At 50.5% G+C, this 26606-nt stretch carries 23 protein-coding genes; 10 read left to right on the top strand and 13 right to left on the bottom strand.

Annotation, left to right across the window (positions count from 1 at the left end; all coding sequences use genetic code 11):
- Positions 1-39: 39 nt before the first annotated feature.
- Positions 40-1059: an MBL fold metallo-hydrolase gene (locus ACRQ84_RS20210; RefSeq protein WP_483818392.1), complete on the bottom strand. Its 1020-nt coding sequence runs from the start codon at positions 1057-1059 to the stop codon at positions 40-42.
- Between the two features lie 156 nt (positions 1060-1215).
- On the opposite strand from ACRQ84_RS20210, the gene ACRQ84_RS20205 reads away from it, so the two are divergent.
- From ACRQ84_RS20205 to ACRQ84_RS20195, 3 genes are all read left to right on the top strand, one after another.
- Positions 1216-1545 (top strand): gamma-glutamylcyclotransferase family protein, encoded by a 330-nt coding sequence (locus ACRQ84_RS20205; RefSeq protein WP_483818391.1) that lies wholly within the window; start codon positions 1216-1218, stop codon positions 1543-1545.
- Between the two features lie 97 nt (positions 1546-1642).
- The gene (locus ACRQ84_RS20200; RefSeq protein WP_483818390.1) at positions 1643-2446 is read left to right on the top strand and encodes an MBL fold metallo-hydrolase; all 804 of its coding nucleotides are present in this window, start codon (positions 1643-1645) and stop codon (positions 2444-2446) included.
- A 91-nt stretch (positions 2447-2537) separates the two neighbouring features.
- Entirely contained in the window at positions 2538-3338 is an 801-nt protein-coding gene (locus ACRQ84_RS20195) for a MetQ/NlpA family ABC transporter substrate-binding protein (RefSeq protein ID WP_483818389.1), read from the top strand.
- Positions 3339-3391: 53 nt separating this feature from the next.
- Here ACRQ84_RS20195 and ACRQ84_RS20190 read toward each other — a convergent pair whose 3' ends face one another.
- Positions 3392-4501: an SDR family oxidoreductase gene (locus ACRQ84_RS20190; RefSeq protein ID WP_483818388.1), complete on the bottom strand. Its 1110-nt coding sequence runs from the start codon at positions 4499-4501 to the stop codon at positions 3392-3394.
- 352 nt (positions 4502-4853) lie between these two features.
- Here ACRQ84_RS20190 and kup point away from each other — a divergent pair, with 352 nt between their 5' ends.
- Positions 4854-6722, top strand: a complete 1869-nt coding sequence (gene kup / locus ACRQ84_RS20185) for a low affinity potassium transporter Kup (protein WP_483818387.1) — start codon at positions 4854-4856, stop codon at positions 6720-6722.
- A 326-nt stretch (positions 6723-7048) separates the two neighbouring features.
- A complete protein-coding gene (locus tag ACRQ84_RS20180; RefSeq protein WP_483818386.1) occupies positions 7049-7354 on the top strand; it encodes a YdgH/BhsA/McbA family protein in 306 nt (101 codons plus the stop codon).
- 24 nt (positions 7355-7378) lie between these two features.
- Here the strand turns inward: ACRQ84_RS20180 and ACRQ84_RS20175 are convergent, their stop codons facing one another.
- The 4 genes from ACRQ84_RS20175 to leuC are packed head-to-tail and all read right to left on the bottom strand — an operon-like array spanning position 7379 to position 11341.
- Complete coding sequence (locus ACRQ84_RS20175; protein WP_483818385.1) at positions 7379-8341, bottom strand: LysR family transcriptional regulator; 963 nt, start codon at positions 8339-8341, stop codon at positions 7379-7381.
- Between the two features lie 31 nt (positions 8342-8372).
- Positions 8373-9287: an alpha/beta fold hydrolase gene (locus tag ACRQ84_RS20170; protein WP_483818384.1), complete on the bottom strand. Its 915-nt coding sequence runs from the start codon at positions 9285-9287 to the stop codon at positions 8373-8375.
- The gene (gene leuD / locus ACRQ84_RS20165) at positions 9280-9918 is read right to left on the bottom strand and encodes a 3-isopropylmalate dehydratase small subunit (RefSeq protein WP_483818383.1); all 639 of its coding nucleotides are present in this window, start codon (positions 9916-9918) and stop codon (positions 9280-9282) included. The genes ACRQ84_RS20170 and leuD overlap by 8 nt, the downstream gene beginning before the upstream one ends.
- A gap of 1 nt (position 9919) precedes the next feature.
- The gene (gene leuC, locus ACRQ84_RS20160; RefSeq protein WP_483818382.1) at positions 9920-11341 is read right to left on the bottom strand and encodes a 3-isopropylmalate dehydratase large subunit; all 1422 of its coding nucleotides are present in this window, start codon (positions 11339-11341) and stop codon (positions 9920-9922) included.
- A 436-nt stretch (positions 11342-11777) separates the two neighbouring features.
- Between leuC and mqo the strand changes: the two genes are divergently transcribed.
- Together mqo and ACRQ84_RS20150 are read left to right on the top strand one after the other, a co-directional pair.
- Positions 11778-13424, top strand: coding sequence for a malate dehydrogenase (quinone) (gene mqo / locus ACRQ84_RS20155; protein WP_064739986.1), 1647 nt, complete (start codon positions 11778-11780; stop codon positions 13422-13424).
- Between the two features lie 175 nt (positions 13425-13599).
- Positions 13600-13989, top strand: coding sequence for an acyl-CoA thioesterase (locus tag ACRQ84_RS20150; protein WP_483818381.1), 390 nt, complete (start codon positions 13600-13602; stop codon positions 13987-13989).
- Between the two features lie 195 nt (positions 13990-14184).
- Here ACRQ84_RS20150 and ACRQ84_RS20145 read toward each other — a convergent pair whose 3' ends face one another.
- The 4 genes from ACRQ84_RS20145 to ACRQ84_RS20130 are packed head-to-tail and all read right to left on the bottom strand — an operon-like array spanning position 14185 to position 18464.
- Positions 14185-15045, bottom strand: coding sequence for a ketose-bisphosphate aldolase (locus ACRQ84_RS20145; protein WP_483818504.1), 861 nt, complete (start codon positions 15043-15045; stop codon positions 14185-14187).
- The gene (locus tag ACRQ84_RS20140) at positions 15008-16462 is read right to left on the bottom strand and encodes a PTS fructose transporter subunit IIC (RefSeq protein ID WP_483818380.1); all 1455 of its coding nucleotides are present in this window, start codon (positions 16460-16462) and stop codon (positions 15008-15010) included. Before ACRQ84_RS20140 ends, ACRQ84_RS20145 begins: the two co-directional genes overlap by 38 nt.
- A gap of 21 nt (positions 16463-16483) precedes the next feature.
- Positions 16484-16957, bottom strand: a complete 474-nt coding sequence (locus tag ACRQ84_RS20135; RefSeq protein WP_483818379.1) for a PTS sugar transporter subunit IIA — start codon at positions 16955-16957, stop codon at positions 16484-16486.
- Complete coding sequence (locus tag ACRQ84_RS20130) at positions 16947-18464, bottom strand: BglG family transcription antiterminator (protein ID WP_483818378.1); 1518 nt, start codon at positions 18462-18464, stop codon at positions 16947-16949. The genes ACRQ84_RS20135 and ACRQ84_RS20130 overlap by 11 nt, the downstream gene beginning before the upstream one ends.
- Positions 18465-18635: 171 nt before the next feature.
- On the opposite strand from ACRQ84_RS20130, the gene ACRQ84_RS20125 reads away from it, so the two are divergent.
- Positions 18636-18830, top strand: a complete 195-nt coding sequence (locus ACRQ84_RS20125) for a hypothetical protein (RefSeq protein WP_483818377.1) — start codon at positions 18636-18638, stop codon at positions 18828-18830.
- Between the two features lie 138 nt (positions 18831-18968).
- On the opposite strand, the gene ACRQ84_RS20120 is transcribed toward ACRQ84_RS20125, so the two are convergent.
- Positions 18969-20009, bottom strand: a complete 1041-nt coding sequence (locus ACRQ84_RS20120; protein WP_483818376.1) for an acyltransferase family protein — start codon at positions 20007-20009, stop codon at positions 18969-18971.
- Between the two features lie 231 nt (positions 20010-20240).
- A complete protein-coding gene (locus ACRQ84_RS20115) occupies positions 20241-21260 on the bottom strand; it encodes a LacI family DNA-binding transcriptional regulator (RefSeq protein WP_483818375.1) in 1020 nt (339 codons plus the stop codon).
- Between the two features lie 251 nt (positions 21261-21511).
- Here ACRQ84_RS20115 and ascF point away from each other — a divergent pair, with 251 nt between their 5' ends.
- Both ascF and ACRQ84_RS20105 read left to right on the top strand, forming a co-directional pair.
- Positions 21512-22963 carry a PTS cellobiose/arbutin/salicin transporter subunit IIBC gene (gene ascF, locus ACRQ84_RS20110; RefSeq protein ID WP_483818374.1) on the top strand — a complete coding sequence of 484 codons (1452 nt, stop codon included), beginning with the start codon at positions 21512-21514 and terminating at the stop codon, positions 22961-22963.
- An 11-nt stretch (positions 22964-22974) separates the two neighbouring features.
- Positions 22975-24411, top strand: coding sequence for a 6-phospho-beta-glucosidase (locus ACRQ84_RS20105; protein WP_483818373.1), 1437 nt, complete (start codon positions 22975-22977; stop codon positions 24409-24411).
- Between the two features lie 72 nt (positions 24412-24483).
- On the opposite strand, the gene ACRQ84_RS20100 is transcribed toward ACRQ84_RS20105, so the two are convergent.
- Positions 24484-26580, bottom strand: a complete 2097-nt coding sequence (locus tag ACRQ84_RS20100; protein ID WP_483818372.1) for an FUSC family protein — start codon at positions 26578-26580, stop codon at positions 24484-24486.
- Positions 26581-26606 lie beyond the last annotated feature (26 nt).

Raw genomic sequence — 26606 nt, 5'->3', positions numbered from 1 at the left:
ACCCAATAAACCCGATTGCCTGAACAATCGGGTTGCTCTTTACCACCACGGTTTCTCTTCCTGCGGCTGCATAAATTGCACGCCCTGCCCGATTTGCGGCATCGATAACTTGATGTGATGTTCTTGTGCCAGCGCCACGATTTGATTAAGCGGATCGTTCCATGGATGAAACGCCAGATCGAAAGCAGCATTGTGAATCGGGAACAGCCATTTGGCGTTGAGATCTAAAAATGCGTTGATGGTGTCTTGCGGTAGCATATGAATATCGGCCCAGCGCCGGTCATATGCGCCGTTCTCAAGAAAAGCCATATCAAACGGGCCGAATTTATTGCCGATCTGTTTGAAACCGTCGAAGTAACCGGAATCCCCGCCAAAGAACAGACGGAAATCATCGCTGATAATGCTCCAGGAGCACCACAACCGTTTATTGCTATCGAACATGCCGCGTCCGGAAAAATGTTGCGATGGCGTCGCGACAAAATGAATACCGCCGATATTCCTTGATTCCCACCAATCCAGCTGGGTAATTTTTTCCTGCGCCACGCCCCACGATAGCAGCAAATCGCCGACGCCAAGTGGCGTCAGGAAATGGCGTACGCGATCTTTGAGCTGCAAAATGGTGTGGTAATCCAGATGATCGTAATGATCATGTGACAGGATGATCCCTTCGATCGGCGGCAAATCTTGCAGTGCAATCGGCGCAGGCTGGAAGCGTTTGGGACCGAAGCGTTTAAATGGCGAGGCACGCTGCGTAAATACCGGATCGGTCAGCCAATATTTGCCCTGCATTTTAAACAGTAATGAAGAGTGCCCGAGGCGAAATACGCTATTATCCGCGGCCGCCGCAAGCTGCTGCGCGTCGAGGTTTATTACCGGTAGCGCCACATTGGGTGCGCCATTTTTCGGTTTATTAAAGGTAAAATCCCAGAATAGTTTGGCGAACTGAATAAATCCTAACTGCTGGCGTGGAATCTTATTGTTAAACCTTTTGCCATCGAACTGAGCCGATTGCGGATAGCGTTTTATATTGCAGCGAGAAATGCTCGAACTATTCAACATTGATCTTTTACCTCTCTTCGCGGGTCCTTCAGAATAGCCACTTTTACCGCACCGCACATCGCATATTGGGCGGTGTTGTCATGCGGTTTAACTGCGGGATGACATCGCTGCAACACAGGGTTAAAGTCACTCTTTTGCATGATTTCACGAGGGAAAATGAAACGTTTATTTGTTTACGGTACGCTCCAGCCAGGCCATTCGAATGCGCATATTTTGGAAGACATCGGCGGTGAATGGTTGGCGGGATCGGTTTCCGGCACTTTCTACGAGCGTGGTTGGGGCGCGGCAGCAGATTTTCCCGGCATAGTGTTACAGGAAAATGGGCCACGCGTTCCGGGTTATTTGTTTACCTCAGACAAACTTGAACCACACTGGCCGATGCTGGATGCGTTTGAAGATGGCTATGACCGGGTTGAAGTTGATGTCACCACCCGCGATGGAAAGCAGGTTACGGCGTGGATTTATCAGTTGCAGCCACACGCTTAACGTAACCCTTTCCGCTTCCCTATATCAGTGTCGGTTAGTGCGCACGTCCTGATTCCAGCTTCTAGAATGAATCTCAAATAGGCGTGAGGAAGACATAATGATCAAGCTCTGTACAGCATGCGGCACCTCTTATGACGAACAAGCAGTGAAAATTGAACAGTGCAAAATATGTCAGGATGAACGGCAATTTGTGCCTGCCAGCGGGCAAAAATGGACTTCACTTGATAGCCTGCAATCCACGCACAGCAATAAATGGCAGCAGCATGCCGCCAACCTATTTAGCCTGCAAACCGTGCCGGGTTTTGCCATAAATCAACGCGCGTTTTTGCTGCAAACACCGCACGGCAATATCCTGTGGGATTGCATCGCCAATTTTGATGATGCCACCGCAGCAATCGTGACCGCACTGGGCGGTATTCATGCCATCGCTATATCGCATCCGCACTATTACACCACTATGCAGGATTGGGCGGCGGCGTTTGATGCTCCCATTTATCTGCACGCTAACGATAGCGAATGGATTATGCGTGATAGCCCGCATATCAGGCTCTGGCAAAATGACGAGCTGGAAATTGTGCCGGAGGTAAAGCTGGTTCGCCTTGGCGGACATTTTGCCGGCGGATGCGTATTGCATTGGGCGCACGAAGACGGCGTGCTGTTGAGCGGCGATATCGTGCAAGTCACGCCAGGCGCTGATGCGGTGTCCTTTATGTGGAGCTATCCGAATATGTTGCCGTTATCGGCGGCATCAGTCAGCGATATCACACATCGGCTGGCGGCACGAGAATTTGAACGGTTGTATGGCGCATTTGAACACCGTGAAATCCTTACTGATGCACGGCGAATCGTAATGCAATCAGGCGAGAAATATATTACCTGCTTGCAGCAGTCACCCGCTTGAACGAATTATAGGCGAACGCACCGCAGATGGATGTACAGACGTCTAGATATCCACTATAGTCCCTTTCCTACGTTAAGAGGGGATCTGCGCAATGAAGAAAATTTTACTCACCACGCTGCTGGCTGCTTCCGTGGCATTGCTGAGTGGCTGTAACAAAGATAATGAAAATCAAATCAAAGTCGCCATTAATACCGGACCTGACCAGGCGCTATGGGACACCGTGAAGCAAGTTGCGCACGACAAATATCAACTGGATGTTGATGTGGTTGCTTTTAATGATTATGTACAGCCGAATGAAGCGCTGTTTAATAAAGATGTCGATGCCAACGCGTTTCAGAGTCTGCCCTATCTGGAGATGCAATCTAAAGAGCGCGGCTACCACTTCGCCGTGATCACCAACACCTTCGTGTTCCCGATTGCTGGCTACTCCCGCAAGATTAAATCGCTGAAAGCGTTGCCGGAAGGTGCGACTGTGACCCTCAGCAACGAAGCCACCACGCTTGGCCGCAGCCTGCTGCTGCTGCAGGCGCAAGGCTTACTCAAAGTGAAACCGGAAGCGGGCCTGCTGCCTACCACGCTGGATATCACTGACAATCCGAAGAAGCTGAAAATTGTTGAAGTTGATACGCCGCAACTGGCGCGTACGCTCGACGATCCGCAGGTGTATATTTCAATCATCAACAACAACTTTGCCGCACTGGTCAATCTTTCCGCCTCGCGCGATGGCATGTTTATGGAAGGCAAAGCCTCACCTTACGTCAATGCGATAGTGGCGCGTGAAGACAACAAAGACAGTGCAAACGTGCAGAAACTGAAACAAGCATTCCATTCGCAGGAAGTGCTGGATAAAGCTAACGAAATTTATAAAGGCGATATTATTAAAGGCTGGTAATTTGACGGCAACCGCGCAGGGTTTTCCTGCGCGGTTTAAATTAAGGATTAAAATTATTTAAAATCCACTTCCATTAGTTCCGCAATGGTTGCATTACGTGTTGAATCGACACAATGATGCAAATATTCGGTAAATTTCGATGAAGGTGGCATACCTAGCTGCAGTAATTTTTCATTGCTGAAGACCACATTCAGTTTTGAGAAATGGCCGTACAAATTCATTGCCCGTAAGACAATACGTTCATTACAGGGACCAAACAATGAAGAAAATGAGGCTTTGCTTTCTGCCAGTTCGCGGTAATTTACTTTCTTGTAGGTCTCAGCAACCGCAATTTGTCCCGACGCTTGCGCCATCGCCTTATCAATCTCAGCAAATGTCACACTGCTATTTTCGCCCGCAGAAATATGAATAATCTTCTTCTCCACGTTGGGCGCCGTCAGCAGTAATTCCAGCGCATCGGCACAATAATCCACGGGCACCACATCAATACGGTCATCCAGCTTACACATAAATTTCCCCAACGTTAACGCCATGCGGAACACCCAAAAAATACTTGGTGACGGTGCGCAACCGCAGTCAGAATGCCCCACCACAATCGATGGCCGCGCAATCACTAACGGCAGGCTGGGTAACATCTCGCTCATCATTCTTTCGACGGTCGCTTTACTCCACGTGTATTCGACAACGTGCTGTTCGCGTTGCGTATTTAATTCGCTCTCCACTACCAGCGAATTTGCTTCAGGCGCACATGACATGGCGGTGCCGACATGAACAAAGCGCTTAAGCCCCTTCACCCGCGACATCCTGCTGGCAAAGGAAAAAGTACCTACAACATTCACTTTCCAGATAGAAGGATTCGCGCCAAATGAGGCCACGGCTGCACAGTTAAGAACATGGGTAACCTCATTCAAACGCGGATCGTCAGCGAATAATTCCGGCTTAGCAAGATCGCCAATTAAGATATTATCGTGGGTTAACCTATTTAAATGACTGTCCTGGACGCCAAATTTAATGAGGTTTCCCTTCACTCTGACTAATCCCTCCTCCTGACTTTTAGCTCGCACTAACAAAAGAAGTCGATAATCATCGTTCTTATTGAGCAGGTTAACCACCACGGCACCCCCCAAAAATCCAGTTGTACCGGTTATTAATACTGTATTCATATTTTTCAACCTACAAGTTTGTATACAGGAAAAAGCCGTGTATAGCGCTAATTGAAAATCTATGTCACTGCGAGTAAATGATGAATAAATGAACTGCTCACTGCAGCGAGCAAAACCGACCCAGTGAGCATTGGTTTATATATCTCTGAAAGGGGTTATTCAGGCCTTAGTGCGTTCCCGAAGGATGCACTACGCTTAGAGTGAAAAATGAGCGCGATATAAAAATGGCGTAAAAATATCAGTCAAATGCGTAAAAATGCTGTTTAAAAATTCGCCTGCCACTTTTCGCATTAGCCGCAAACAGGTATGTTCGCCGTCATTAGCCTTACACCTGATCAACAACAGGAAATTTATGAGTCAGAGCGAAAAACAATCCTTGCCGGCCGGCATGCTGGCGGCGGCCGGGATCGTGTTTGGGGATATCGGCACCAGTCCGCTTTACACCCTCAAGGAGTGCCTGTCTATTCTGCCTAATGGCGCCATCTCCACTACCGCGGTGATGGGATTTCTATCGCTGATTTTTTGGGCGCTGACGCTGATCGTGACGCTGAAATATGTCTGCTTCGTGATGCGCGCCGATCATGATGGCGAAGGCGGCGTGCTAACGCTGATGTCGCTGGCACGTCAACATGTCGGACCCAAAGCTTCGCATATCATTGTGTTAGCGGGTTTAATTGGCGGTGCATTCTTCTACGGTGATGGCGTGATCACACCGGCAATATCGGTGCTGTCGGCAATTGAAGGTATCGAAGTGGTGTCACCAGAATTGGATAAATATGTGGTGCCACTGGCAGTGGCGATTCTTACGCTGCTGTTTATCATTCAAAAACACGGCACCGAAAAGGTCAGCAAGGTGTTCGGGCCAGTGATGTTTGTTTGGTTTGTGTCGATTGCCCTGTTAGGCATTCGCGGCATCCTGCTCAATCCCGACGTGCTTTACGCGCTGAATCCTTCTTATGCGCTGACGTTCTTGCTCAGCCACAAAGCGCTGTCGTTTGCCGCGCTTGGCATGGTGGTGCTGGCCGTAACCGGTGCGGAAGCGCTTTACGCCGATATGGGACATCTGGGCAAAGCGCCGATTCGCATGGCCTGGCTGGTGATCGCCATGCCCGCGCTGGTGCTCAACTACTTTGGTCAGGGCGCATTAGTGATTGCTGATGCCCAGGCCATCAACAATCCATTCTTTAATCTCGCGCCAGGTTGGGGACAGATTCCACTGATTGTACTGTCAACGCTGGCCACGGTCATTGCGGCGCAATCAGTGATCACCGGCGTTTATACACTGACGCATCAGGCGATTCGTCAGGGATTTCTGCCGCCGATGCGCGTGATATTCACCTCGCATACCGAATCAGGGCAGATTTACATTCCGGTGGTGAACTGGCTGCTGTTTGTCGCGGTAACGGTGATTGTCCTGGCGTTCCGTCAATCTTCGGCGCTATCTTCCGCGTACGGCATTGTGGTGACCGGTACCATGGTGATTACCGCCTGCCTGGCGGGCGTGGTGGCGCTGCGTAACTGGAAGTGGCCGCTGCCAGTGGCGCTCATTTTCCTGCTCTGCATGCTAAGCATTGATGTGCCGCTGTTTAGTGCCAATCTGATGAAACTGCTGTCTGGCGGTTGGGTGCCGGTACTGCTGGCGCTGAGCATGATGGGATTGATGTTGATTTGGAGTAGCGAGCGTAATCGCCTGATCCGTAAACTGAATAACGATCCCGAAAGCCTAATGGCGCTGGTGCGATCACTGGAAACCAATCCGCCCAGCCGTGTGCCTGGCACCGCCATCTTCCTTTCACGTAAAGAGCATGAGATTCCGCAGGCGCTGCTGCATAACCTCAAACACAACCGCGTACTGCATAAACGTGTGGTGCTGCTGCATATCCGCACCACTGATATACCGCGCGTCTATAACCAGAAACGCCTGAGCATCACGCAGTTGTCGCCGTCGTTCTGGCAAGTCACCGCCGCTTACGGCTGGCGCGAAACGCCGTCGATGGCTGAGATTCTGCATCTGTGCGGGCTGGAAGGATTAGGATGTACCGTGAACGAAGCCTCTTTCTTCACCTCGCATGACACGCTGGTGATGAAGAAAAGAAAAGGTTTGATGCGGATTAAAGGGGGAATATTTCATTTCTGCCAGCGCAACGCGCAGCGCGCGCATGAGCAATTCAATATTCCACCCAATCGGGTCATTGAGTTGGGCGGGCAGCGCGAGTTTTAACAGAAAAGTTAGGTTGTACATCGCAGCGGCGCAATTTATTGCGCGTTAAATCGCGCCGCTGCAAAATGTGCAGATCGATTTTTACCAACGTCAAATGTAACCAGTTGAAAAAATACTCGCGAAAGTTTGAATGAGTTGTGGCTGAATCTTTCTTAACAACTAATTAGCAATTAAAGCTAAAACGCTTAACGTCAAAAGGTGTTTATTAACCCTAACGGCAATCATCACCTGTCGTGAACATTTTGGGATTGATAATCACTTTTAGACCATTGCTAAATTCGTAGCTTCAGCCAAGTGCTCAGCTATTATTTTCGAGGAGTATCGCCATGAAACAATTAATTAATGACGTAATTTCTATTTTCACACCGCAATCGGTTAAACCCGTTTTAATTCGTGGCGATTTAACCCACCGTGAACTCTCTTCCATTCATCCCGTCGGATTGACTTCCGTGAGCTGGGCGACCTCAATGGATGAACTGAATGATGCCTTCGTGCAGAAAGCGCTTGCCGCGGGCGCGGTGGGTTATCACATTACCGAAGTGGAATCACACGAACCGGCGCACGATGGTCAGCACGTGATGGCTGCCACCGCAACGCTTTATCACATCAATAGCAAAGTGGCTTATGGCTAATGTTGACCTTCTCCCAGCTTGAATTCACAGCCTGCCACTCATCATAGGCAGGCTTTTTTCTGCGAAATAGTCAGCAAGAAAATCGATAAAAATTTTAATCCGCGCGGATTCAGATGCGCGCTGGGTATAAACCGCCCACACGTTCGCTTCCTGATACCATTGCGGCAAAATATGAATTAGACGCTTGTCGGCTAAATAAGGCGCGACATCCCAGGCAGAACGTAAAGCAATGCCGTGAGATTTTAGCGCCCAATTCAGAATAACCTTGCCACTGTTAGAAGAGTAATGACTATTTAATCGGCAAACGGTCTTGTTTTCACCATCGTTTAACGTCCAATGACCGAAGGTATTATTATTTTCATTAATAATAAGACAACTGTGATCAATCAAATCATCTAAGGTCTGAAGCGGTGGTGACTGCGCTAAATAGGCGGCGGAGGCACATAAAATCCGCCGATTATCCGCCAGTTTTCTGGCAATGTACGAGTGATTGAATTCATCACCAACGCGAATATCCACATCAATGCCGGATTGCAATAAATCAATATCGCGATCGCTGAGCATCAGTTTAATGTTCAGCGAAGGATGGCGCGTCATAAATTCGGCAATCGCATCGGATAAATAGTCCTGACCAAAGCCAAATGAACAGGCCACGGTAAGATCGCCGGTGAGTTCACCGCGCCATTGCTGGAAGTTATTGAGGAAGGAATCCATTTCGTGCACCACGTGCAGCGCGCCTTCCAGTGCCTTTTCACCTTCTGGCGTCAAGCGCATCACGCGGTTGGTGCGGAAAAACAGCCGGGTTTCCAGCTGCTTTTCGAGGATGGCAATACGTTTGCTGATATAGGATGGCGACTGACCGAGTTCAATCGCGGCGCGGCCAAAACCTTCATAGCGCGCCACGCTGATAAATACATACAAATCTTCGACCGACGGCCATCCCTGAAGCGGCTTCTGATAACGTTTCCCGGCAAGCAGTATCTTCATAACCATCACGGCGTTAGAGAAATTTAGCCGGTTATAACACAGAATCCAGGAAGGGCTGAAGCTGGCTTAAAAACAGTTCGGGCACTTCCTCATGCGGCGAATGACCGCAAGGTAACGCGTAGCCTTGTAGATTGCGCGCTTTATCTTGCCAGGTTTCCACCACGTTATAGAGTTGACCAACCGTGCCCTTTTCTCCCCATAACAGCAGCAGCGGCGATTCAATACGTTTATCGCTGTCTTGCGCATCATCGTCTAAATCGATCGTCGCCGCGGCGCGATAATCCTCGCATACGGCATGAATCATCTCTTTAGTTTGATAACAGCGCAGATAGTCGTTGAATATGATGTCGTCGGTGGCGCCCGGGGTTTTTAATTGCCCATCAATGTGTTTACGCAGGAATAGAGCCGGATCGTGACCGATCATGGTTTCGGGTAAGGGATAAGGTTGAATCAGGAAGAACCACCAGAAATAACGCGTCGCAAAGGCTTTGTTGGTTAACGCATACATGGTCGCAGTCGGCGCAATATCGACAAATACGCAGCATGAAAGTTTATCCGGATGATCAAGCGCCAGCCGATGGCCCACGCGCGCACCGCGATCGTGACCGACAAACGCCACGCGCTCTAATGCCAAAGCCTCGATCAGCAGGCTGATATCCTGGGCCATCACGCGTTTCGAGTAAGGACGATGCGTCTCATCACTCGGCGGCTTGTCGCTGTCACCGTATCCGCGCAAATCTGGCAGAATCACGCGATACTTTTGCGCCAGCTGCGGCGCAATCTTGCGCCACGCCAAATGATTTTGCGGATGTCCGTGCAGCATTAGCAAAGGCGGACCTTCGCCGCCAATGGCGACGCGCAATGTAACGCCGTTCGCCAGTCGCACATCACTCAGCGTAAAGCCGTCGATAAAGGGTGAATCACCGCGTGGCGTAATCTCACTCATACTGGGCATCCTGTACGGTGTTGCCGCGTTTCAGCCACGGACGCTGGGCAAAATGCTGGGCTTCAAACTCGGTGATATCGGCTGCGTATTGCAGCGTCCAGTCCACCGCGCTGCCGCCGCCCAATAACATCTCACGTTTTAGGGCGCTAACGGTGAACGCAATGCTTTGATTATTGAAGAGGATTACCTGTTGTTCCAGCGACACGGTGATGAGATTTTTAGCGGGATCGTTCGCTGCTTCGCTCAGCTGCTGATAATCTTCTTCGCTTAACGTCAGCGTCAAAACCCCATTGCGCTGGCAATTATCATCGAATATGCCCGCAAAACTGGTGCCAATAATGGCGCGAATGCCGAGTTGATTAAGTCCCCAAACTGCGTGTTCGCGGCTGGAACCACAGCCAAAATTGGCGCCCACCAGTAAGAAGGCGGCATCTTCCCAGCCGGCTTGATTGAGAATGAAGTCGGGATTCAAGCTGCCATCAGGCAGAAAACGCAGATCAAAGAACACGCCGCGATCCAAATCCTGCCGATCGATGCCTTTGAGAAACTGCTTTGGCATGATCACATCAGTATCAATATTGGCAGCCGGCAATGGCGCCAGCGTGCCCGTAATGTTGTTAAACGCTTGCATATTAAACCTCTGCAGTCATGAATTTGCGGACATCAACCAGATGGCCGGCAATCGCGGCGGCGGCCACCATCGCCGGGCTCATTAAGTGCGTACGGGCACCTGCGCCCTGGCGGCCAGGGAAGTTGCGGTTGGTGCCGGACGCACAGCGATCGCCGGGTGCTAACACATCTTCGTTCATCGCCAGACACATCGAACAGCCCGATTGACGCCATTCGAAACCGGCGTTGACGAAAATCGCGGCTAAACCTTCCCGTTCTGCCTGCTGACGCACTTGCGTCGATCCCGGTACGATAATGCCGCGCACGTGTGGCGCAATGTTGTGGCCGTCGATAATCGCGGCGGCGGCACGCAGATCTTCAATGCGGCCGTTAGTACATGAACCAATAAAAGCGTGCGTAATGGCGATCTCCGCTAATGGCGTACCGGGTTCCAACCCCATGTATTTCAGCGCGCTGCGCAACGTTTGCTGTTTTACCGCATCTTTTTCCTGCGCCGGATCGGGCACACGGCCAGTAATGGCGCTGGCTTGATCCGGGCTAATTCCCCAGGTCACTTTCGGTTCGAGATCGCTGCAATCGATGGCGATGCGGCTATTGAAGTGCGCGTCTGCATCGCTACGCAAATCGCGCCACTCAGCAACGGCCTGTTGCCACAGCTCGCCGGTTGGCATTTGCGGTTTGCCTGCAATATAGGCAAATACTTTTTCATCCGGTGCGATAATCGCACCGCGCGCACCGGCTTCAACCGCCATGTTGCATAGCGTCATGCGCCCTTCCATGCTCAGCGCCTCAATGGCCGCCCCCGCAAACTCAATGGCATAACCGGTCGCGCCCGAGGCGCCAATCTGCTCGATCAGCGCCATGATGATGTCCTTCGCCGAGCAGCCAAACGGCAGCTCGCCGCTGACTGTCACCAACATGGTTTTCAACGTGCGATAAATCAGGGTTTGCGTTGCCAGCAGATGTTCAATTTCTGAGGTGCCAATGCCAAAACCGAGCGCGCCAAACGCACCGTAAGTGGTGGTATGGCTATCGCCTGCGGCAATCACCATGCCGGGCATCACCATACCTTGCTCGTGCGCCACCACATGTTCGATGCCCTGACGCGGGTCCAGCACGTCGAACAGCTCGATGCCAAAATGCGCGGCATTTTGGCGGAAGTAATCGACTTGTAACTGCCCGCCGGTGTCGGTCATCGCGTCATCACGCTCAGGTCGCGTGGGATTGACGTGATCGACATTCAGCAGAATGGTGCCCGGATTGCGTACCGGACGCTGGCGATCGCGCAGGCCACTAAACGCCTGCGGGCTGGTGTATTCATTCAGAATCGAGCGATCGATATAGAGCAGCACATGCCCTTCATCGTCTAATTTGCGAACCACATGTTGATCGATCAGTTTTTCATACAGTGTTTTGTTAGCCATGCCGTTGCCCACGCGAAAAGTAAAACAAGTCATTAGAGATGTTAGGGTAATACAGTTTGTGCGCGGGCAATGAACACGCTTCGTGCAGTGATGTTTTATGAAATGTGCAACAGAGATCTGGTCGCCATAAATGGCGACCCTACATGGACGTTGTAGGGTGCGCATTTATACGCACCCGATTTTTAGCCATGTCAGAGGGTTTCATTTGACCTAAGTCGCGTCACCCGATATAAAGAATAACCGCGCGGCTTAAGCGGTTTATCCTCGATTAATTTCCTCTCCTGTTCATATTTCACGCTATTTTCTTTTTTGTAAGTTAATTAATTAACACCAATACTTTATTAACTAAAAACAAGTTAATCATTCCGTAACAATCTCTTAATGTGCAAACCGAATTTTTAACGTTCACCTGCATTGCATAATAAGTAGGACTGGAATGACTCACACCAAAAAGATCGTGTCTGCCCTTTCGCTGGCAGCGCTGCTTGTCTCCTCAGCGGTACACGCTGAAGACGCACCGGAAAAAACTGACGTGCTGCTGATTGGCGGCGGCATCATGAGCGCCTCACTCGGCACCTGGCTGCAAGAGCTGCAACCGGGCTGGAAACAGCTGATGGTTGAGAAGCTGGACGGCGTCGCGCTGGAATCGTCGAACGGCTGGAATAATGCCGGTACGGGTCACTCTGCTAACATGGAGCTGAACTACACGCCTGAGCGTGCAGACGGTTCAATCGACGTTAGCAAAGCGCTGGAAATCAACGAATCTTTCATGATTTCTCGTCAGTTCTGGACGTCACAAGTGCAGCGCGGGGTGTTGCACGATCCGCACTCCTTCATTAACTCTACGCCGCACATGAGCTTCGTCTGGGGCGACAAAAATGTCGAGTACCTGACCAAGCGTTACGATGCGCTGCAGAAAACCACCCTGTTCCAGGGCATGAAGTTCTCTACCGATCATCAGCAGATCCAGCAATGGGCGCCGCTGGTGATGGAAGGTCGTGACCCGAATCAGAAAGTCGCGGCAACCTGGACGCCAGTCGGCACCGATGTCAACTACGGCGAAATTACCCGTCAGCTGATCGGTAGCCTGAAAAAAGATCAGAACTTCAAGCTGGAAACCTCATCTGAAGTCACTGATTTCAAGCGTAACGGTGACAACTCGTGGCACGTTACCATTAAAGATGTGAAGAGCGGCGATAAGCGTTCAGTTGATGCGAAGTACGTGTTTATCGGTGCTGGCGGCGGCGCGATTAAGCTGCTGCAGAAAACCGGCATTCCGGAAGCTGACAACTACGGCGGATTCCCAGTCGGTGGTTCGTTCCTGATGACCGAGAACCCAGAGATCGCTAACCGTCACCTGGAAAAAGTGTACGGTCAGGCTTCTGTGGGTGCGCCACCGATGTCAGTGCCTCACATCGATTCTCGTACCCTCGACGGTAAGAAAGTGGTGTTGTTTGGACCTTTCGCCACCTTCTCTACCAAGTACCTGAAAAACGGTTCGCTGTTCGATCTGCTGAGCGCCACCACCACCAGCAACATCATGCCGATGACGCATGTGGGTATCGACAACTTCGATCTGGTGAAATACCTGATTGGTCAGGTGATGCTGAATGACGACGACCGCTTTGCTGCGTTGAAAGAGTACTATCCGAACGCGCGTAAAGAAGACTGGAAATTGATTCAGGCCGGTCAACGCGTACAGATCATCAAGAAAGACGCAGAAAAAGGTGGCTTGCTGAAACTGGGTACTGAAATCGTGACCGATCAGCAGAAAACCCTGGCTGCACTGCTGGGCGCATCACCGGGCGCATCTACTGCCGCACCGATTACGTTAGACGTGATGAAGAAGCTGTTCCCAGAGCAGTTCGCTTCACCAGAGTGGCAGCAGAAGATCCGCGCTATTGTGCCAAGCTTCGGCCAGAAGCTGAACGGCAACACCGCGTTGACACAGCAAGTTTGGGACAACACCGCAGCCACGCTGCTGCTGACCAAACCACCGGTGATCAACATGGGCGACCAGACTGTTGCGCCTACGCAGGCTAAACCGCGTATGGAATCTGGCAAGCAGGATATGGCGCTCTAATCCACGCCAGAAGTGAATCAAGCCGGACTATGTCCGGCTTTTTTTATGCCTTATCGACAAATTTAGTGTACTGCCGTGACAATTGTTACCGGTGATGTAGGATGCATTTACCCACGCCATCCGCCAGTGATATAAATCCTCCTCTTCTCCTAACTCTCAGATAAGAGATATAAAAATGTTTTCTAAGCATTATGAAGTTGATGAAAAGCATATCGATTTTCAGGGCGTGGTCGATGGCCTCTACTATCCGTTTTACATGGAATGGACGCGCCATGCTTACATGCGTGAAGCCTTGGGTATCGATATCGAAGAAGAGTTTAAACAAGGCAAAATTTACATGGTGCTGGAATATTCCCTGCGCTTTCGTAAGAGCCTGGTAAAAGGTGACAATGTTGAAGTGACCTGCGTATTGACCAAAAATGAGAAACGTAACCGCGTCAATTTTGTGCAGCAGATTCTCGTCAATGGTGTGGTCTATGCCGATGCAACTTTTGTAGCAACCTGTCTGCAAAATGGTCGACCTTCAATGCCTGACGCGGTGATGAATGCATTAGCAGATGCGTGATACCCGTTAAGCTCCTCATCTATTCCCCGCTCATTGTGTAGCGGCACTATGAAGCGCGTAATGGATTGCGGTGCAACGAAGTCTGCCAGACGGTGCAACAACGCCGTAATCCCGAAGGCGCAAATTGGCCGTTGCTCAGCATGACTGGCGCGGGATGTGTTATCCCGCGCTAATTTACATTATGACTGGGCTAACTCAAGCGTAGAGCTCAGCTTTACCTACTGAAGAGAACAGCCGCATCTTGTGCGCAACCACCTCTTTGGCCGCGGCAATCGGTTTCACGAACAATTCACTGGGTTCATGCCCACCGCGCTTAATCTCATCTTCCAACATCACAAAAAAGGCTTTCTTCATATCGCTGGAGATATTGATTTTACTGACGCCATACTGAATGGCCTCGGCGACTTCGCTGTCTTTATTACCGGAGCCGCCATGCAATACCAGCGGAATATCGACCCGCGCGGCAATCTCTTTTAAACGTGGAATATCCAGCTTCGGTTGTTTGCCGACGGGATAAAGCCCGTGCGATGTGCCGATGGCAACCGCTAAAGTATCCACGCCGGTCTCTTTCACAAAACGTTCAGCCTGGTCGGGATCGGTAAACAGGATTTCGCTATGCCCGCCTTCGGCGCTCCCTTCCGCTACGCCAATGGTGCCTAATTCTGCCTCAACCGACACATCCGCTGCGTGCGCAATTTCCGTCATTTTACGCGTCAGCGCGATGTTCTCTTCAAATGGCAGTAACGACGCATCAATCATCACCGAGGTATAACCGGTTTGAATGGCCTTAATATTGTGCTCCAGCGATTGACCATGATCCTGATGAATGACCACTGGCACACTGGCTTTAGCCCCTAACTCTCGCAGATAAACAATAAAAGCATCGCCAACGAAATCATGCTCCACCGGATGTACTTCCAGAATAACCGGTGATTTCAGTTCTTCTGCAACTTCAATTACCAGGCGACCGAATTCAGCGGAGGCGATATTAAAAGCACCGACACCAAACTTATTATTCTTAGCCACGCTCAAAAGATTCTTCATGTTGATTAACATCATTCACTCCTTCGGTAAGGGTTTCATTTACGTCTTTCTTAATCAATCGCAGGATCACCGCGGTTAATACCGCGCCCGCCGCGATGGCAAACATATAAGCCAGCACATGCGTAATCACATTGGGAATAAACAGGACAAATACGCCGCCGTGCGGTGCGCGTGATGCGCAACCCAGCGCCATAGAAAGCGCACCGGCCAAGCCTGAACCCGCACAAATGGCGGGGATTACACGTAGCGGATCGGAAACTGCATAGGGAATCGCGCCTTCGGTAATAAATGACAGCCCTAAAACATAGGTGACTTTGCCGGTTTCGCGCTCTTGTGTAGTGAACTTGCGGCCAAACAATGTGGTAGCCAGCGCGATACCTAATGGCGGAACCATGCCAGCTGCCATACAGGCCGCAATAGGTTCGTAAATGCCGGTGGACATTAATCCTATGGCGAACATGCACACGGTTTTATTTAACGGTCCACCCATATCAAACGCGACCATTACGCCAATCATCAGCCCCATAATGGCGGCATTCATATTGCCCATGCTTTGCAGGAACGAGGTTAACGCTTCTAGCAGCATCCTGATTGGCTGGCCGATAACTAAAATCATTAACGCACCGGTTAATAACACCGTCAGCAGTGGCACAATCAAAATGGGTTTTAAGCCCGCAATGGCCTTGGGAAGCTGGATATATTTCACCACCAATAACGTGATATATCCGGCGAGAAACCCGGCGAACAGCGCGCCGAGGAAACCGGCACCGGTATGTACCGCAAGCATGCCACCGACCGCGCCAGACACAATACCCAGATTGCCACTGATCGATTTACTGATGCCGAGCGAGAGAATGGGCAACATTAGCGCAAAGGCCGCACCGCCGCCGATGTCAGATAACATTTTTGCAATCGGACTGAAATTCGTATCACCCGGCGTAGCTGCGGTAATACCAAAGGAAAAGCTTAGCGCAATTAATATGCCTCCGGCTATGACGAAGGGGATCATCAGATTTACGCCGGTAATGAGATGAATATAGAGCTGCGACAAGGTGGATTTTCCACTGGTCTGTGTATCGATTTCATCTCTGTTTATCGCTTCACTTTTGCTGCTTATCTCCGGTTTTAACGCGCCGCTCATGATATTGCTTAATAATCCGCTCGCGTCTTTCGCTGCGCGCGCGACCGGTACTTTAAATATGCGTTTTCCTTTAAATCGGCGTAGATCGATGACTTTATCCGCAGCAATCAACACGGCATCCGCCTGGCTAATATCATCCGCCGTGAAGTGATATTCACTCTCCACTGCACCGTGGGTTTCAACCACAATATCGATGCCCATCTTAGCGGCACTTTTTTTCAGATTCGCTTCTGCAATGTACGTGTGAGCAACGCCTGTCGGGCAGGCGGTAATAGCGATCAGTTTCATTATAAACTCCAGGTAAAAAGTTTATACTCCGGTATTATTGACGATTAACCGATATAACTCTTCGTTAGTTTTGGCATTAATTAATCGCTCAACAACCTCATCATCACCCAATGCGACAGAGACTCGGGCTAACACTTTAATATGCCCAATGCCGCTGTCGGCATGGCGTACCGCAAATAAAATCACCAGTTTTACCGCTACGTCCTCTTCGGTTTCCCAGTCAACCGGCGTGCGTAAATTAGCCACCGCCATGCGAGTTTCATTGACCGCCACCGATTTGCCATGTGGTATCGCCACCTGATTATCAAAACCGGTTGGCCCCAATGCTTCACGCGCTATCACATCCTGAATGAACAAGGTCTTGTCGTTGATAATATTCTCTGCAAAGAGTAGTGAAGAGAGCGCCTCAATCACCTCGATTTTATTACTCGCGACTAAATCAGTAACCACACAGGAGCGGGTTAAAATATCTGACACTATCACTTTATCCAGCATGATGTTTCTCCTTCATATTTTCATCAGAAAAAAGTCTTTCTGAAACTCTCGCAATATCTTTCTTCGAAAAAATTGCCGAGACATAAGCGACCGGTAACTCAACCTCTTCTAACTTGATGGTTGAGATAATTAAATCGCACTCTTTCAGTTCGAGTGTGTTTGAGAGTTGACTACCGGGTACGATGGCAATAATTTCCCACTCCGGAAACGCACGATTGATGCGACTGGATAATAGTTGCGATGTCCCGACACCACTGGAACAAACGATAATGATCTTCTTAGCGGCACGAAACTTATCCAGCGCAGTCTGTAAATAAATCGTCAGATACGCCACTTCATCATCCGAAATATTCGCATAACCGTATTTTTGATTGATCCGGTCAGCGGCCTTCTTCACCGCATGAAAAGCGCTGCTCAGCTCACTTTTAATTTCATCCAGCAACGGATTATGGATGGCGATGCCATAAGAGAGTCGGTTGAGCATCGGCTTAATATGCTGCGCTAAATCGTGGCGCAGTTTCTTATCCAGACTAAGGTCGAGGCCTAAATCTTCAGAGGATTCCCGAATCAGCCCATCAGCGTAGCGATCGGCTTCGCTATTGATCGGTAAAAAAATATTATCGCCTGGCGTCAGCGTATGGCGGCCCGATGAAATCAGATATTGATAGATATAACTCACTTCAATCGTTGGTAAGGTAATCCGGTACTCATCCTGCAGCCAGCTAACGGCTTTCTCCGCAATCGCCCACTCTTTGCCGTCATGTCGCGTATAGGATTGCACCTCTGAATGCGCCGCAAGACCCGCCGCGCGACGAATAGTGACCAGCAGATGCGAAAAGAGATTGGTGTAATAAGGCTCACTGATTGCACAGGTTAACTCATCTTCAATTAAACCTATCAGCGAAATGCAATTATCCACATTCACCTTGCCAAATTGATCGACTAATGTGGTTCTGGAGAAACGATCAATTCGGCTATCCGCCGTTTGATAATGACTTAATACACTTACGGTGATGATCTCTTTCAATGCCATGCGTATATCCAGATCGTTACCGTGGATATAGGTGCCTGAATGGTCGCGAATCAACGTCAAAGAGAATGTCGCCAGCCAGGCTTCAACCTTCTTTAAATCTTCCACAATAGAAGATCGGCTGACAAAGAATTTCTCCGACAGCGCGCTGAGAGATAATGGCGCGGGAGATTGCGTCAGCAAATCGGTAGTGATCCCGACTAAGCGTTTAGTACTCAATATTTCATGGTGCTGTTCACCGACAGGTAATGCGCTACGCGAGAAAACGGAACCGCCATCAAAGCGTAACCCCAATCCCGGCTTGCTAATAATGCGACGTTGATTGTCTGAGCAAAATGCATTGATAACCTCAACATCTCTTCGCAGCGTACTGACAGAAATGGCGAGAGATTCGGCGACCCGATTTGCCGGAACCCAATCATTTTCCGTGGTCAGAAAATCAATAATTCCACTTTGTCGTTGGTTCAGTGCTGTCATTCTTGACGACCTTGGTTGTTTTCACCGTTACCCACCATGGATACGGTTATACGAGAGATAAGTAACGAGGAAAATACTAAATGATGGACAGAAGATGGACATATCATTGAACACTTAAATTCAGCTGATAAAGTGAGAAGGGGTTAATACGATGATAGAAGTAAACTCTTCATGAAGGCCGATGGCATTATTTTGACGGGGTTATCACTTTTAAAAATTAAAGCATTTAAATACATCAGGGATTACAAGAAGTGTGATGGGCGTCGTTATGCTAATTCAGATAGCGGCTACTTTGCGTTAAAAATCAAGTCTGGCTTTAATGAGTTTAATGCTTTGCGGGTTGATTATTTTGATGGCCATAAGTGACGTATTGTCGCTTACTTGCCTATTTATGCCGGTGCGCATGAATGCGCACCCTACGAAAAGCGTAGGGTGCGCATTCATGGCGACCGATTCACGCTTAACTGACGAGCGTTATGCCCCTGTGACGCGGAGAGTCGGAGATTACGCTCCCGCCCCTGATGGCGGTACCGTGGGCACACGCTTCCCTTTGAGCCTATTTCTTAACGCCGGTTCGGCATATTGAGTAATGACAAAGGCGATGTAATACAACACAAAGGCCACCACCAGCGGCATCAACGCCATAACAAAATCACTTTTAATATATACGTTGAGTTTAATCAACGTGGCGATCATCAGATTTTCATGGATCAGATAATAGGCGTAACTGGCGAAACCGATGGCGGTAAGAAAACGCAGAGAAAGGATGCGCTCCATCTGTTTCGAGTAAAAACTGGCAACAAAAAACAGCATGACCAGCAGCAACGGAATGAGGGTTATCACCCCGGCATTCTTGATGAAATAACTGAAGTTAATCAGCAGCGCGCAAAGCACAATGGCGTAATGAAAAAGTTTGTCGCGACCATGCATGCGTTCATAGACTAAACTGCCCACCATAAACCAGGCATAATGAATAAAGCCGAACTTAGAAACAATATCAATGAACAGCGGATGCCCTAATGATTTCAAAACGGACGTTGCCGATAACAACAGCATGGGCACCAGCAGCGCCGGTAAGCAATATTTTCGCCCGAGGGTAAAATAGACTGCACCGATAATGAAATAGAAAACGGCTTCTACATAAAGTGACCAAAACGATCCCGCCATCGACTTGAATTCAATACCCGTCAGCTGAGTCAGTGTTTCTGGATTAGTGAATATCAAACCGGGCAGCAGATTCTTAACCCGTGGCGTCATTGCTGACCACTCAGGGAAAAATCCCCCGACGGCAAACAGCAACAGGCTGGCAATCAACATAGCGGGAAACAGACGCAGCCAGCGTTTCTTCAAAAAGCTGATATAGCTCTCTGATTTATCGAGCGTCATAAAAATAACAAAGCCAGAGATCATGAAAAATAATTCCACTCCGAGCCAGCCATAATTAAGAATCGGAAAATGTTGCGTTACCCGAACATAAGGCAATAATTCCGGCCATCGCGCATAAGCATGATAAGCAATAACCATCAGGATCGCCAAACCGCGCATACCATCAAGGTGGGTTATACGTGCGTGCATAATTTCCTCGGCAAAGAGGACTGATAAGATAACTCAAATTAACCTGACAAATTTTTACAAGCAATAAGACTTATTCTGATTAATACACGGAGATTCAGAGTCCCTTTATAGAAACAACGCCATTCATTAATGGAGAGACAAACAGTTTCTCATCAATTATCAGTGATTAAATTAATTGAAAGAGAAACTGGCATTTATTCATCACAATTTGTTATGAGGCCCGGGCCCGACCGATTCGCGCACAATTAATTCGCCGGCAAAAGTTTTATCATTGCGCATTTCGCCGCCATCCAGCATCGAGATCAGGCGCTCGATGGTTTCCTGAATCATTGCCGTCACCGGCATTTTCACACTGGATAAAGCCGGAATGGTAAATGGGGCCAGCGGAATATCGTCAAAGCCAATCACTGCAACCTGCGCGGGAACCGCAATCTGATGTGCCGCTAATGCCTTGAGCGCCCCAACAGCCATATCATCATTACTCGCGACCAGCGCGCTAAACGGCCTACCCTGCGCCAGCAACTGCTCAACCGCGTCCATGCCGTTTTGCGCCTGCCATTTTCCTTCCACGATCAACGCGTCTTGCACGGCAATGCCCTGTTTCTCAAGTGCCGCTTTATAGCCTGCCAGACGCTCGCGCCCGGTGGGTGAATCGAGCGAACCGGTGATAAACGCGATGTCGCGATGGCCTAAAGCAATCAATTGTTGCACCGCTTCACTGCTGCTGTGCAATTGATCGGAATAAATGCAGTAGCTATCGTGCTGTCGTAGACGACGGTTGATCACCAATATCGGGTGTTTATGTTGCGCGATAATGCTGTCCATTTCATCGGTGGTGAGAAAACGCGGATAGATGATCACGCCATCACAACGCAGATCGAGCAGAAACTGAATCGCTGCGCGTTCCTCTTCCGCACTGTGTTTGCCATCCACCAGCAGCAATTGACGTCCCTGCTGCTCCATCAGTCGCGCGGAATGCTGCATCAATTCGGTAAAATAGCTGCCGGTGTACAAGGTGTTAGTAATCACTAAGCCGATGGTTTGACTGGATTTGGTGGCAAGATTGCGCGCCAGCAAGTTAGGGCGAAAATCGGTAGCGGCAATCGCCTGAAAAACTTTCTCGCGCTTTTCCTGGCTGACATAGCCATTGCCCGACAGCACGCGCGAAACCGTCGCTTTGGATACGCCTGCTACTTTTGCCACCTCGATTATCGTCGCCATGTTTCACCTTTTTCCATGCTTATGGCATCAGTGTACCTAAGCTACGAAATCGGCGGCAATTTTTCTGCCCCTGCGCCTACTCACCCCTCCGACACAAAGCGATCAGCTTCACACTTTCTATTAGAAAATTTTAAATGTCTTGCCTGGTAAACCTCACATCTCCATGATTTTGTGAAACCGGTTTCTCATGGTGAAAAATCACACAGAAAACCGTGTACCTCTACCGAAAAAAAATCAGAGATCAAAAATCCATGGCTAAAAATTATGCGGACATCTCCCGGGCCATCGTGGCAGCGCTCGGCGGCTTGAACAATATCGAAGCGGTGACGCACTGCATGACGCGCCTGCGTTTCGTGGTGAAAGACAGCGTACAGATTGATAACGCCACGCTGAAAACCATTCCTGGCGTCATGGGCGTGGTGCACACCGATACGCAGTGTCAGGTGATCATTGGCAACAACGTGAACCTCGCTTATCAGGAAGTTTTGAAGCTTGGCACGCCGAGCAGCGATGGCGCATCTCCGGTGAAACGCAAAATCACCCTGCGCAGCATCGGTGCCGGCATTCTTGACGCGCTGGTAGGCACCATGTCGCCGCTGATTCCAGCGATTATCGGTGGATCAATGGTGAAACTGCTGGCGATGGTGCTGGAGATGAGCGGCGTACTGGAGAAAGGTTCCTCTACGCTAATCATCCTCAATGTGATAGGTGACGGCGCATTCTTCTTCCTGCCGATTATGGTGGCCGCCTCAGCCGCGTTGAAATTCAAAACCAACATGTCACTGGCGATTGCCATCGCAGGCGTGCTGGTACATCCCAACTTTGTCGATTTGATGGCGAAAGCCGCGCAAGGTCAGGCGGTCGAGTTTGCTTACATTCCGGTGACGGCGGTGAAATATACCTACACGGTGATCCCGGCGCTGGTAATGACGTGGATTCTGTCGCACATCGAATACTGGATTGATCGCATCACGCCAGCGGTGACCAAGAACTTCCTCAAGCCGATGCTGATCGTGCTGGTGGCGGCGCCCATTGCCATTGTGCTGATTGGACCGCTCGGCATCTGGATCGGTAGCGGTATTTCAGCGCTGGTGTACACCATTCACGGCTATCTTGGCTGGTTGTCGGTGGCAATTATGGGCGCGCTGTGGCCGCTGCTGGTGATGACCGGTATGCATCGCGTGTTCACGCCAACCATCATTCAAACCATCGCCGAAACGGGCAAAGAAGGCATGGTAATGCCTTCAGAAATTGGTGCCAACCTGTCGCTGGGCGGCTCTTCACTGGCGGTGGCATTCAAAACCAAAAACCCTGAACTGCGTCAAACTGCGTTTGCAGCAGCGGCGTCTGCGATTGTAGCGGGCATTTCTGAGCCGGCGCTGTATGGCGTTGCCGTGCGCCTTAAGCGTCCGCTGATTGCCAGCCTGATCAGCGGCTTTATTTGCGGCGCAGTAGCGGGCATGGGTGGGCTAGCCAGCCATTCGATGGCCTCGCCCGGCTTGTTCACCAGCGTGCAGTTTTTCGATCCCACCAATCCGATGAGCATCGTATGGGTCGGCGCTGTGATGGTGTTGTCGGTGGTGCTCTCATTCATGCTTACGTTGATTCTCGGCTTTGAAGATATCCCGGTCACCGAACCCGCACAGCCGAAGCCGGTGACGGACGACGTCAAAGCCGTCAACGTTAATTTATCCAAGGTGTAACAGAGGTTTTTATGTCTGAAGTGACATTTCCAGAGGGATTTTTGTGGGGTGGCGCGTTAGCCGCCAATCAGTCAGAGGGCAGCTATCTGGCTGGCGGAAAAGGCTTAACCACGGTGGATATGATTCCTCACGGCACGCATCGCATGCCGGTAAAATTGGGTCAGGAAAAGCGTTTTACACTGCGCAGCGATGAATATTATCCAAGTCATGACGCTATCGATTTTTACCGTCGCTACAAAGACGATATCGCGCTGATGGCAGAAATGGGTTTCACCGTGTTCCGCACCTCAATTGCGTGGAGCCGTATTTATCCGCAAGGCGATGAATTGACGCCAAACGCCGAAGGCATTGCGTTTTACCGCAGCCTGTTTGAAGAGTGCCAGAAATATGGCATTACGCCGCTGGTGACGCTGTGCCACTTCGATGTGCCAATGCATCTGGTGACGGAATACGGTTCGTGGCGCAATCGTAAAATGATTGAATTTTTCAGCCGCTACGCGCGTACCTGTTTTGAAGAATTCAACGGTTTGGTGAAGTATTGGCTGACCTTTAATGAGATCAATATTCTGCTGCACAGCCCGTTCTCCGGCGCGGGGTTGGTGTTCGAACCAGGCGAAAACCCGGAGCAGGTAAAGTATCAGGCAGCCCATCACGAGTTGGTCGCAAGCGCGCTGGTAACCAAAATTGCCCATGAGATTAACCCCGAAAATCAGGTTGGTTGCATGTTAGCGGGCGGGAATTTCTATCCATGGTCGTGCAAGCCGGAAGATGTGTGGGCCGCGCTGGAGAAGGATCGCGAAAACCTCTTCTTTATCGATGTGCAGGCGCGAGGCGCTTATCCGTCTTATGCCGCGCGGGTGTTCCGCGAGAAAGGCGTAGTGATTGCGACGGAACCGGAAGATGCCGCCACGCTGCGTCACACCGTAGATTTTGTCTCCTTCAGCTATTACGCCTCACGCTGCGCCTCGGCAGAGATGAACGAGCAAAACAGCAGCGCCGCCAACGTGGTGAAATCGCTAACCAACCCGCATGTGAAACGTAGCGATTGGGGCTGGGGCATCGATCCGCTCGGCCTGCGCATCACCATGAACATGATGTATGACCGCTATCAGAAGCCGCTGTTTCTGGTGGAAAACGGCCTGGGCGCTCACGACGAGATAAATGCCGATGGCGAAATCCATGACGACTATCGCATCAGCTACCTGAAACAGCATATTCAGGCGATGGGCGAAGCGATTGCCGATGGCATTCCGCTGATCGGCTATACCACATGGGGCTGCATTGATTTGGTGGCGGCATCCACCGGCGAAATGAGTAAACGTTACGGATTTGTCTACGTTGACCGCGACGATAAAGGCAACGGCAGTCTGGCACGCATCCGCAAGAAATCATTCTGGTGGTACAAGCAGGTGATAGCCAGCAACGGGCGGAATCTGGCAGCGTTGTAGTCCACAACGCGCAGGCATCCGTAGCGGCGCAATTTATTGCGCGATAAATCGCGCCGCTACGGTTCCTGCGAGTTAACGGGTTAAGCGATAGCGCTGCCGCTGGAGGATTTCCGTCTGATGCGGCGTGGCGATTGGCCACGCTTGCTGTGGGAACAGATAGAGCCGAATGCTGAACAGATGGAACAGCGGCGTCAGCACCCTTTCGTCGCGCTTCGCCAGCTGTTCCAGCATCAATAGCAGTAAATCCAGCTCCTCTTGCAAATCAGCATGCGGCGGCGTTTGCAGTGACTTCAGGCGGCGTTTGAGAAATAGCGCCAGTTCATGAAACATCTGTCCGCTATCAAGATGATATTGTTGCAGCAGCGCTTTGTGGCGCGCGTAATAGTCAAAGCTGTTGACGCCTAGCCACACTTCCTTGAGCAACATGCCCGCTGAGCGCATATCGGGATGCGGATCGAGCCGTAAACGCGGCAACACCACATTCACTTTATCCAGCATCAGGCTGATAAAGCGTTGTCGACCGAGCAGTGACGAACCATTACGCTCGGTTTCTTTGATAAAGCGCAGCAGTTCGCGTAGACCTTGCCGCACGGCGCGGCGCGCGGTCCACGATGGCCGTTTATTGCGCATGATTGCGGTGATAATCACCGCAAACATCACGCCTACCATGGTGGCAATTGCATTGTTGATCAGCAGCACTAAATCGGGTTTTAGATGGTGACCAAGCCCAATAAAGCCAGGAATCTGAATCGCTACGCTCAGGCCAATCATATTGGTGGAGGGACGCGCGATCATCAGCCCCAGGATCATCAGGCCGGGCGCCAGGCAAATCATCAGGGCTTCAAATGAGGTGGCTTGCGGCAGGAGTAGCGCCACATAAATCACGCTGATAATGATTGCCACGATGACGCCACGAACAAACAACTTCATCGATGTCAGCGGCGTATCCTGACTGGCGAGTAGTGAACAGAGGATTGCCGCCATTACCGGTGCCGATGCGCCATCACGCCACCCCGTCCCCATCCACAGCAGGCAGGAACCGAAGGTGGCGCAGAAAGCGGTCAATGCCGATAGCCGAATCAGCCCTTTATCGAAAAAGCGGTGCGTACGTTTGCCGCGTGCCAATGTGGTGTCGCCCGACAAATCGCTCACCAATCCGCCGACGCTTTGATAAGCACCGGCGATGCGCACAAAATCTGCCAGGCGTTCGATTAACCCGGTAAACAGCAGCCAGTTTTCGGTCGGCAATGCCCCATTTTGCCAGGCTGCATTAAGTTCAGCCTGACAACCACTCAATGTTTGTTGAATGCCACTGGTTTCCCCTACCGCTTCGCCGTCGTTTAGCCACTGCAAAAACAGCTGAAAAGTGTGAGCTACGTTTGCCGGAAAAGCGATGTGCAGTGTTGAGAGCCGCTGCAAACGCATCTCGATGGCCGTGAGCGTCGGGATCAAATAGGAGAGATGTTGATACTGCACGCTGACCAGACGAATCAGCCGTCGTGCGGCATCACCTTCATAGACGCAGTGGGTAATCAGCACTTCAACCTGCTGTGGATGCGTCGCCATGCGAATCAAAATGTCGTCGCGTTCGGGCGAACTGTCGCTGGGAATACCGGAGAGCAGATCGCTACACAGTTTGCGCGCGTTGAGATACCAGTGACTCACGCTCTGCTCCAGCAAGCTACGCATCGATACGGGAAACAGCAGCGCATGCACCAGACTGCTGCAGACAATGCCGAGGGTAATCTCTTCAATACGAGAGATCACGATGCTGGTAATCGACAGCGGCGTCGTCACTTCCGGAAAACCCATGATTGCCGCGCTGTAGCCAGCCAGCATAAACACGTAACTCTTCGGCGTGCGGTCGTGCAGCGACAGATAGAGGCAAACGCTGACCCACAGTGATATGCAAAAACAGAACAGCAGCGGATGTTGCACGGTCGGCGGAAAGATAAAGAAGACAAACACCCCGCCCAACAAGGTCCCCAGCAGACGAAACACCGATTTTGAGATGGTTGAAGCGGAATAGAGCTGCGATGCGAGCAAAACCGTGGTAACTGCCCAGGCGGGTTTATCCAGGTTTAATTCAAGGGCGAAATAGAGTGCCAGAAAGGCGGCCAAACAGGTTTTTACAGCAAAAAAAACGGCGTTTTTTGAAAACCACTGCATGACACGGTGACCAGGATGTACTGAAT

This window comes from Pantoea sp. E2023-21, from assembly GCF_051302795.1.
Classification (GTDB): domain Bacteria; phylum Pseudomonadota; class Gammaproteobacteria; order Enterobacterales; family Enterobacteriaceae; genus Pantoea; species Pantoea ludwigii_A.
The sequence above is the reverse complement of the archived record's forward strand: the minus strand, read 5'-3'. Positions and strand labels throughout refer to the sequence as shown.